The organism is Bacillus sp. JJ864, from assembly GCF_036963045.1.
In the GTDB taxonomy this organism is placed as follows: Bacteria; Bacillota; Bacilli; order Bacillales; family Bacillaceae_G; genus Bacillus_A; species Bacillus_A pseudomycoides_C.
The window spans coordinates 1-2,447 of record NZ_JBALLY010000237.1 but is presented as its reverse complement, the minus strand read 5'-3'; the positions used below and the strand labels follow the sequence as shown (position 1 = coordinate 2,447).

The window sequence follows — 2,447 nt, the reverse complement described above, 5'->3', positions numbered from 1 at the left end:
TATCGAGGGGAATACGAGTACGGACGTTAAAGTAGTCGATATCAACGAAGAAATGCGCCTACAAATTGCAGTAGGGCAGGCTTTCGCATCGGGCGACACCTCTGCATTATTACAGGCTACTGCGCAAATGATGGAATTTAAAAACCGTCACATTACGAAAGTAGAGCAGGCTAACGAAAAGTTAACGTTAGAATTACAAGAAGCGAAGCCAAAAGCACAGAAGTACGAGGCGTTTTTAGATGCGGAAGGACTGGCGACACTTACACTCGTAGGAAAGCAATTTCTAGGCGGAATGACTGCGGTAGCAGTGCGGAAGTTCTTGCAGGCGGAGGGGGTTTTATATAATCGAAAGGTAGACGGTGTATATGTGCCTAAACATGGATTCGAACAGTACTTCCGTATTACTCCATATACACGCTCTAGCTATGATATTCCTAAAGTAATAGGTCATAGCATAAAGGTAACTAACAAGGGAATCGACTTCATAGTAGACCTCCATGAGCGTATAGTTAACCATATTCCTTCCTAAAAAATATATGCGAAACACGTAGCGGCGTTTTATACGTCGCTTTTTTCATTTCCGCCTCTGCTTTCGCCAGTCACCGACTGTTTCTGTAATAGCTGCTGCCGCTACAGCTAGCCCAAATATTACCGCTGCTGCGCTAAGATATAAATTTCCGATGATATCCGTAACTATTAGCGCTATTAATGACGTTAACAAAAGTATAGCCGAATGTTTCTTTCCCTTCTTTATTGATATTTTTATCTTAAACATATGCGTATCTCTCTCCTTTATTTATTCGCCACCCTACCCTAAACTACGTCGTTAATTCTAATTAAATCGTACTATATATAGCTTCACGCCAAAATGCGCTATAAGAGGTTTTTGTATAGAAAATAACTTTTGGAATCTATATCCAAGATAGGTTATAATACGAGTATATGAAAAAAGCCCATCGTATTGCAGTACGACAGGCTTCGCAAAGGTGGTGAATACATATGGACGCACTCACCGTTACTGCGGTTTGTTCCTTACTCATGGTTGTCATAAACGTAATTAACATGAGTAAAGACAAAAAATAGTATTTTATTTAAAGTCTTTCAGTGCTACCAACACTGAGAGGCTTTTTTATTTATATAGTATTCCACATTTGATGCAGAATATTACTTGTAAACCTATAGTTTACTTAGTAGGCATACGAATTTGTCAAAATGACAAATTTTAGCGTAGAGTTGTTCCTAAGGCAACATAAAGATTAAAAAGGTTCACTTTAAGTTAACTTTTATCCATAGATGCGTTTGCCAATCCCCACCACCGCCAGGGTCATACGTGATAAATTTTGTATCAAAAACGTTTCTTATAGAAACATTATAACTTAACACAGAATCGAGTTACAAGAAAAGTTTACTTTTAGGAAACTTTTTTCTGACCTTTTTCAGATTAAATTCTGATTAATTTCAGCTTAACTTGTAGGTCTGATTTACATGATACATTTTGTATCAAGCTAACCTCTTACGTTTTATAAACGAGCGAACAGCCCCTCTTGCACTATGAAATGTACGTCCTGTCCTTTTAGCTAACTGTCTCGCAATTTCGCTCGCATTTTCTACGTGATCTTCATCTAAAACAATACGCATAATCAATTTATCCGCTTCCTTATCGCAGTATTTTTCGTATAGTTCTTCTTTTACTACTGCGTCCATCGCCTCCACCTCTACACTTACGGTATTATCTATTATCTGTAATGCGTCTAGGTTTTCGCCTATTAATTGTAATACTTTGCGCCGTTTCCCTCGTTTTCCACAGTACTGGCGCACACTTTGATTAATTAACACTCTCACCCTCCTATCGAAATTTCCTTTATGTATATTAAACGTTCGGACTGCGTATTCAATCTTCCTATTACAATCGTCTATAAAATGCGTTTCATTATTCATCTTGTACCAATTTTCGAATGCTAGTCGCTCTATTAGCGGCATGTAGTGAGCTTTAATTTCCCACAATGCCGTTTCATTCCTCTTTGCTTCGACAGCTGCTGCGTTTAATTTATCGATTACCATTGCGTCGCTTCCCCTTGCTGCGTATTGTGTTTACCTACGCCGTTCCGCAACTCTTCGCCAATGGCTAATATATTCGATTTTATACTTGACTACGGTTAACAAATTTACTAGCAGAGGGAGAGCGTCTAGGAAATAACGGCGCAGCTTACCCCTACTCACAAAGATAAAAATATCAATGCGAATAAGAGGTAAAGCACGATACTAGCATCGGTCGATTGCTGAGGTTTCTAAGTATGCCCCTTCCAACTTCGGCGATTTCTCGCCCTTCGGTCTTTCTATATCGCAGAGCTTCCCATGATACATATCTTACCGAAGACCCTGTTACCGTAGTAACAAAGCTCGTCCACTCCTCGCATTTTTGCTTTCGCATGGTAGCGACCACCTAG

The 2,447-nt window shown here is 39.4% G+C and carries 3 protein-coding genes; 1 reads left to right on the top strand and 2 read right to left on the bottom strand.

What is annotated here, in order from left to right; all coding sequences use genetic code 11:
- Window positions 1–529 (top strand): phage antirepressor KilAC domain-containing protein (locus V7024_RS23855; RefSeq protein WP_335524542.1); only part of this gene is annotated, 529 nt, incomplete at its 5' end.
- Between the two features lie 45 nt (window positions 530–574).
- Here V7024_RS23855 and V7024_RS23850 read toward each other — a convergent pair.
- Entirely contained in the window at window positions 575–775 is a 201-nt protein-coding gene (locus V7024_RS23850) for a hypothetical protein (RefSeq protein ID WP_335524541.1), read from the bottom strand.
- A gap of 725 nt (window positions 776–1,500) precedes the next feature.
- Window positions 1,501–2,061, bottom strand: coding sequence for a hypothetical protein (locus tag V7024_RS23845; protein ID WP_335524540.1), 561 nt, complete (start codon window positions 2,059–2,061; stop codon window positions 1,501–1,503).
- Window positions 2,062–2,447 lie beyond the last annotated feature (386 nt).